Source organism: Rhodococcus sp. BP-316, assembly GCF_019836105.1.
Taxonomy (GTDB): Bacteria; Actinomycetota; Actinomycetes; order Mycobacteriales; family Mycobacteriaceae; genus Rhodococcoides.
Genome location: NZ_JABUEE010000015.1, coordinates 37415 through 44536, shown reverse-complemented (window position 1 = coordinate 44536; position 7122 = coordinate 37415). Strand labels below are relative to the sequence as shown.

General features: G+C 68.2%; 5 protein-coding genes and 1 rRNA gene. 2 read left to right on the top strand and 4 right to left on the bottom strand.

The annotated features are described in order from the left end of the window. Positions 1-96, top strand: a 5S ribosomal RNA gene (gene rrf, locus HQ312_RS21365); the annotation flags it as partial. Positions 97-203: 107 nt separating this feature from the next. Here the strand turns inward: rrf and HQ312_RS21360 are convergent. The 3 genes from HQ312_RS21360 to HQ312_RS21350 all read right to left on the bottom strand — a co-directional run bounded on the left by HQ312_RS21360 (position 204) and on the right by HQ312_RS21350 (position 3906). After that, positions 204-728, bottom strand: coding sequence for a gluconokinase (locus tag HQ312_RS21360; protein ID WP_374198322.1), 525 nt, complete (start codon positions 726-728; stop codon positions 204-206). 1 nt (position 729) lies between these two features. Further along, on the bottom strand, positions 730-2112 hold the full coding sequence (locus HQ312_RS21355) for a GntP family permease (protein ID WP_222641464.1): 1383 nt from the start codon (positions 2110-2112) through the stop codon (positions 730-732). Between the two features lie 111 nt (positions 2113-2223). Then, positions 2224-3906: an ABC-F family ATP-binding cassette domain-containing protein gene (locus tag HQ312_RS21350; protein WP_222641461.1), complete on the bottom strand. Its 1683-nt coding sequence runs from the start codon at positions 3904-3906 to the stop codon at positions 2224-2226. Between the two features lie 94 nt (positions 3907-4000). On the opposite strand from HQ312_RS21350, the gene HQ312_RS21345 reads away from it, so the two are divergent. Then, positions 4001-4852 (top strand): HAD family hydrolase, encoded by an 852-nt coding sequence (locus HQ312_RS21345; RefSeq protein ID WP_222641453.1) that lies wholly within the window; start codon positions 4001-4003, stop codon positions 4850-4852. Positions 4853-4861: 9 nt separating this feature from the next. Here HQ312_RS21345 and HQ312_RS21340 read toward each other — a convergent pair whose 3' ends face one another. After that, positions 4862-6940, bottom strand: a complete 2079-nt coding sequence (locus tag HQ312_RS21340) for an N-acetylmuramoyl-L-alanine amidase (protein ID WP_222641451.1) — start codon at positions 6938-6940, stop codon at positions 4862-4864. Positions 6941-7122: the final 182 nt, after the last annotated feature.

Below are 7122 nucleotides of genomic sequence, written 5' to 3'. Positions count from 1 at the left end.
GAAACGCCCGGACCCATTCCGAACCCGGAAGCTAAGCCCTCCAGCGCCGATGGTACTGCACCCGACAGGGTGTGGGAGAGTAGGACACCGCCGAACAACCCTTCCCAGAAAGCCCCCCGACCACCGGCCGGGGGCTTTCTGCATTCACGGGTCATGCACCGGCAGAAGGACTTTCGCCGTGCCCCCCGCCGGCCGGCATGGTGCTACCGGGAGGCGCCCACTGCCTTCATGGCAGCTGCGACCACCTTCTCGACGCCGTCGACATCCGGCACTCCCGCGCCGTGCTCGTCCGCCTGGAGGTCCTCGAGGGTGTCGAACTGCGACTGCAGCAGAGACGGGGGCATGAAGTGCTTCCTGCGCGACATGCGGTCGAGAAGCGTGTCGTAGTCCGCTTGCAGATGGACGAAGAACAGATCCGGGTAGCCCCCGCGCAGCCAGTCCCGGTACCGCCGCGTCAGGGCGGAACAGGCTGTCACCGACGTTCCACCCTCCCCTGCCACTCGCTCGATCTCACCCGATACCGCGGCGAGCCACGGTCGACGGTCGTCGTCGTTCAGCGGGTGGCCGGCAGACATCTTGTCGATGTTCGCCTTGGGATGAAAAGTGTCGCCCTCGATGAAGGTGCTCCCCAGTGTCGTCGCCAGTGCGCTGCCGACGGTGGTCTTCCCGGTCCCCGACACACCCATCACGACGATGTGTCTCGGAATGCCGTCGGCGTGGTCCGTCACGTCAGAACACCACCCAGAGCAGTGAGGCGAGCGCGAAGACCGCGAGTCCCAATGTCGTTTCCATGACCGTCCAAGTCTTCAGAGTCGTCTTCTCGTCCATGCCGAAGAATCGGCTGACGAGCCAGAAACCCGAGTCGTTCACGTGCGAGAGCACGGTGGCTCCCGCAGCGATCGCGAACACGAGCAGTGCGATGTCGAAGTTACCCAACCCGAGCTCGACCACCTGAGCCGAGACCAGGCCGGCAGTGGTCGTCAGCGCGACCGTCGCGCTGCCCTGCGCGACACGGAGAGCCGCCGCGATGAGGAACGCCTGCACGATCAACGAGAACCCGAGATCCGACAGTGACTCCGTCAGAGACGCACCGATGCCGCTGGCGCGAAGGACTCCGCCGAACATTCCGCCGGCGCCCGTGATGAGGATGATCGCGCACACCGGGCCCAGGGCGTCGTCCATGAGCGACGTGGCCTTGGAGACGGAGAACCGTCCGGGTGCCAGGACCACGAGCGACAGGAGCACCGTCAGCAGCAGAGCGACGGGTGTCTGCCCCAGGAGAATGAGTGCGTCCGCCCACCCGGCGTCCTCCGAGACGATTCCGGCGGTCTGCAGCGTCGAGACACCGGTGTTCAGGCAGATGAGTATCAGCGGGAACAGGAGCAGTCCGAGGACGGCCAGGAAGCGCGGTGGCGCGACGGGCGGAGCGTCGGGGTCGTCGGCTGCATCCGCGAACAGCGCGGCCGGGCTGGTGACGAACCGGCGACCCAGGCGCGTACCGACCAGGTAGGAACCGAGGAACCACGCGATGATCGCGACCGGGAGCCCGACGACGAGAGTGACGCCGATGTCTCCGCCCATGAGGTCCGCCGCTGCCACGGGTCCCGGGTGCGGCGGCACCATCGCATGCATGGCCGCGAAGGCGCCGGCTGTCGGCAGCGCGTAGAGCAGGACGGATCCGCCGAAGCGCCGCGCCACCGAGAAGATGATCGGCAGGAAGATGACGAGACCGGCGTCGAAGAAGATCGGGAACCCGAAGATCAAGGCGGCGACGCCGAGCGCGAAGGGAGCGCGCTTCTCACCGAAGCGTGCGATGAGGGTGTCCGCGAGAACTTGGGCCCCACCGGTCTTCTCGAGGAGTCGGCCGAGCATCACGCCCAGCGCGACGAGCAACGCGACGTTGCCGAGTGTCCCTCCGAAGCCCGAGAGGAGCGTGTCGGGTACGTCCGCGAGCGGGATGCCTGCGGCGACCGCCGTCACCATGCTCACCAGAACGAGCGACAGGAAGGCGTGGAGCTTCACCTTCATGATGAGGAAGAGCAGGACGGCCACGGCGATGGCCGCGACCGACAGCAGGTAGGCCGTTCCGTGTACCGGTTCCATGATGTCCACGCCGAGTCACCCTTTCGCGTGCCGAGATGTGTCCCGACACTAACGGCGCGACTCGCACGCACGGCGTTGCACGCGCCTCACCGTGTCCGAATCGTCACGTCCGGCGGGGTGTCATCGAGCGCGTGCCACGCGGCCCTCGTCCCACACCGGTTCACCCGACTCGTACACCCGACCGTCCGCCCCGAAGACGAGGAACCGGTCGAAACTCCGAGCGAACCATCGGTCGTGCGTCACCGTGACCACGGTTCCGTCGAACGCGACGATCGCGTCCTGCAGGGAGTCGGCCGACTCGAGGTCGAGGTTGTCGGTGGGTTCGTCGAGGAGAAGCATCGTGGCGCCGGACAGCTCCAACAGCAGGATCTGCAACCGTGCCTGCTGACCACCGGAGAGGTCGTCGTACCTCTGCTCCGCCTGGCGGGAGAGCCCGTAGCGGTCCAGTGCGCGGGACGCGGCCTCCCGTCCCATCCCGTCACGGTGCGAGGTCCCGCGGTGCAGGATGTCCAGCAATGTGTTGCCCTCGAGGTCGGGACGGGTGTGGGTCTGAGCGAACAGTCCCGGGCGGACCCGTGCACCGAGAGTGGCTGTGCCCGTGTGCGGTACGGGTGCCAGGTCGAGTTCGCCGACGGGAAGGTGCTCGAGGTCGGGATCGGTTCCGCCGGCAGCGAGCAGCCGCAGGAAGTGCGATTTGCCGGACCCGTTGGAGCCCAGTACGGCCACGCGGTCGCCGTACCAGATCTCCGTGTCGAAGGGCTGCATGAGTCCGGTCAACTCGAGTGACGTGCACACGAGTGCACGCTTCGCGGTCCGTCCTCCCGTGAGCCGCACAGCGACGTTCTGGCGGAGCGGCACCGCCTCGGGTGGGCCCGCCTCCTCGAACTTCGCGAGCCTCGTCCGGGCCGCCTGGTAGCGCGAGGCCACACCGTCGTTGAACTTCGCCTTCTCGCGCAGCCGCAGTACGAGCGCCTGCAGTTTCACCCGCTCCTCGTCCCACCGCGCCTTCAACTCGTCGAGTCGCGCGTTCCGCTTCTCGCGTGCCTCGGTGTAGGTGGAGAATCCGCCGCCGTGCACCCACGCCGAGGCGCCGTTGATCCCCGGCTCCAGTGTCACGATGCGAGTTGCGGCCGTGGACAACAACTCTCGGTCGTGGCTGATGAACAGTACCGACTTGTCCGACGCGGCGATGGTGCGCTCGAGCCACCGCTTGCCCGGCACGTCGAGGTAGTTGTCGGGCTCGTCGAGCAGCAGCAGCTGATCGTTGCCCGCGAACAGTGCCTCGAGCACGAGCCTCTTCTGCTCGCCGCCACTGAGCGTGGACGCGGCCCGCCACTTCGCGCGTTCGAACGAGGTGCCCATCGCAGACATGGTGACCTCGTCCCAGAACGGCTCGAGGTCGTACCCGCCGATGTCGCCCCAGTCGGACAGCGCCTGTGCGTAGGCCATCTGGGTCGCTTCGTCGTCGTGCTCGATCATCGCGTTCTCGGAGTCGTCCAGTCGCCGGGCGGCCGTACGGACGGGCTCCGCACACACGGACAGCAGGAGGTCACGCACCGTCGACTCGTCGCGCACCTGGCCGACGAACTGCCGCATCACCCCGAGCGTTCCGGAGCGCGTCACGCTCCCCTCGTCCGGCGGCACGTCACCGGCGACGATGCGGGTGATGGTGGTCTTGCCGGTGCCGTTGGGTCCGATCAGTGCGGTCTTGGCGCCGTCACCGACCCGGAAGGACACGCCGTCCAGCAATTGGCGGCCGTCGGGCAGGAAGTAGTCGACGTCGGACAGTTCGAGATGGGACACAGGACGTCAGACTACGGCCGGTCGATCGCGTCCTCCACGCCATATTCGTGCGTCGCTGGAGACGTCGCGGAACCCCGTCGGGCAAACTTGACCGATGCAGCCCACACAGCGACCCGTCACTCCCGGCGAGACCGGACGGCCGCGGCTCGTCGCATCGGACGTCGACGGAACGCTCATCGACCACCACGAGCGCGTGACGGCTCGAACGAAGGCCGCGGTGCACGCCGTCGTGGCGGCCGGGGACACCTTCGTGCTGTCGACGGGTCGACCGCCGCGGTGGATCGGGCCCATCGTCGAGCAGCTGGGTCACGCGCCCATGGCCGTGTGCGCCAACGGCGCCGTGATCTACGACAGCGAGAACGACGTGGTCGTGTCGGCGCGGACGTTGAGCGTGACCGATCTGGCCGAGCTGGCCGCTCTTGCGGAGTCCCTCATCGCCGGGTGCGGCCTCGCGGTGGAGCGGGTCGGCCGCAGCGCGCACGACGCGGCGACGCCGCAGTTCGTGAGCTCTCCCGGCTACGAGCACGCGTGGCTCAACCCCGACAACACCGAGACGTCCTCGGAGGAGGTGCTGTCCGCCCCCGCCGTGAAATTGTTGATCCGGCAGTCGTCGATGACGAGTGGGGACATGGCGGCCGCGCTGACGTCCCATGTGGAGCACCTCGCCGACGTGACCTTCTCGACCGACAACGGGCTGATCGAACTGAGTCCGCCCGGAGTGTCGAAGGCGTCGGGACTGCTGGAGATCGCGCGCACTCTCGGCATCGACGCGTCCGAGATGATCGCCTTCGGAGACATGCCGAACGACGTGCCGATGCTGAGGATGGTCGGCCACGGCGTCGCGATGGGCAATGCGCACCCTGCTGCGATCGCCGCGGCCGACGAGGTCACCACGAGCAACGCGGACGACGGCGTCGCCCGCGTGCTCGAACGGTGGTGGAGCTAGAGAGAACGATCAGCCGACGGGCGCTGCCTCGGGAGCCGGGGCCGGTGCGGGAGCGTCCACCGGCGCGCCGGCGTTCATCTCCGCGGTGTACGTGTCGGTGAAGGTCTTCACGACCGTCGTCACGATCCCCGTGATCTCGTCGAACGAGAGCGACCCGTTCTCGAAGTCGGACTGCCATCCGTTCGGGATGCGGTACTCGTCGGACGTCGGCAGTCCGAGAGATCCGGACTCCGAGCCCATGGCGACGAACTGCTTGAAGATCTGGCCGAGCACCGAGACCACTTGGCCGGTGGGCGTCGTGTAGATCGACCCGTTGGCGAAGTCCGCGCGGGTCTGTCCCTCGGGTGCGGGGAGCAGTCCGGTCAGGGCGGCGCCGAGTCGACCCGACTCACCGCCCTCGGCGACCCACTTCTGCACGATCGGGTTCTGGACGCCCATCGCGAGGAGTTCGGACACGAGCCCGGTCAGCGTGTTGCCGGGTGCCGGTGACGACGCGTCGACACTCGGGGGAGCGGCGACGGGCGGCGCCACCAGGCCCTCGTCGGTCGAGGTCCCGGTACCGGGCTCCGCCGGTGTCGGGGTGCCGGTCCCGTTCAGGTTGGCTGCCGCGATGGACCGGATGTCATCCATACGTGCGTAGGCGGCGTCGCCCGGGCACTCGGTGTTGCCGACGTCGCGGTGCGCGAAGATCACCGGGAGATCGATCGAGCGGCCCTGCTGGACGAACGTGTACTGCGTGCCCTCGGACGTCATCGTGGTGGTCCCCTTCGGGTCCAGGCCGGCCTTGCCGAGACGCCACCCGAGGAACTTGCCGGCAGCGTCGAGCGACTCCTGCGTCGGCTGCTCCGAGCTGTAGTCGCCCATCAGCGCGATGCCCATGGTGTTCTCGTTGAAGCCGCCCGCGTGCGCGCCCTCGACGTTGCGATCGAGGCCACCTGCGCGGCCCTCGAACACCTGGCCGTACTTGTCCACCAGCACGTTGTAACCGATGTCGCACCAGCCCAGTGTCTGCGCGTGGTACGCGTAGATCGCCCGGACGATGCCCGCGGACTCGTCCTTGCTGTAGTTGTTGCTGCCCGCGGTGTGGTGCACCGTGGCGCCGCCGAGAGAGTCGTCGTACGTGGGCGAACCGCAGCGCTTCGACTCGTCCGCTCCCCACTGGGCGCGGGTGATCACGGCGGGGCCGGAGCCGTCGACGGGGGTCGCGATGTCACTCAGCGTGCTGTCGGCCGCCGAGGTGCCGGGCGTGATGAGCACGGCGGTCGCGTCCGCGAGGGCGTTCGCGATCGGCTGGGCCCGTAGCGGGCGGGACGACGACGCCGGGACGTAGCCGAGCTCGGGTGCCGGCGCGACGGGATCGGCCGCGTCGGGAGCGGGAGCCGCCTCGGGTGCCGGTGCCGCCTCGGGAGCGGGTGCCGGCGGCTCGACCGGGAAGGCCGGGTCGGCGGGGTTCAGCACGGCGCCGGCCGGGACGGTGGGGCTCAGCAGGAACTGGACGCGCTTGGTCAGGCCCACGTAGATGGGCTCCGTGCCATTGGCGACGGCGGGCACGTCCGAATCGGTGCGACCGGTGTCGATGGACTGCGTCTCGTTCCACGGACCCCAGGAACCGTCGTCGAGCTGGGCACGCACACGGGCCACCGCAGAGCCGAGCTGGTCGGCCGTCAGCGCGACCATGCTGAAGGGGGTGTCCTGGGACACCTCCTTGACCACGGCGCCGTCCTGCGAGCCGTCCACCTCGGACGGCGCGGGGGCTGCCGGATCGGTGGGCGACGCGGCGGGCACCTCGGGAACCGTGAGTCCGGGGATGGACGGGATCTCGAAGGAGTCGGGCAGCGACAGATCGCGCAGCGACCCCAGGTCGATGTCCGGCAGATCCAGCCCGGTGAGTTCCTTCACGGGGATGACGATGTCGGGTGCGTTCGCGAGCGCCAGCTTGGCGATCTGCGTGGGAACGACGGTGGTCGTGTCGTTGGCCGCGCGCACTCCGGTGGTGCTGTCCCCGACGGCGTAGACCACGACAGGACTCGTGACCGCGAGTGCGGCGACGACACCCAGAATCAGTGACGGCTTCGGTCGACGGTGCAAGACGATTTCTCCCCTGGTAGACGTTGCCCCGCGATCACCGTCACATGTGACGGATGTGACTCATGTGATAGATGATGCGCAACAAGCGCCACACTAACCACAGAAACACCAACCATCAACCTCAAGTAGAGGGTTCGGCCAGGTGTTCGAACGATTCGCCCGTCGGGAGGGTCGACGTGCGG

What these genes read in the sequence shown, in the direction of transcription:
- HQ312_RS21345 (WP_222641453.1), top strand. Translation starts at nt 4,001, where the DNA reads ATGCAGCCCACACAGCGACCCGTCACTCCCGGCGAGACCGGACGGCCG.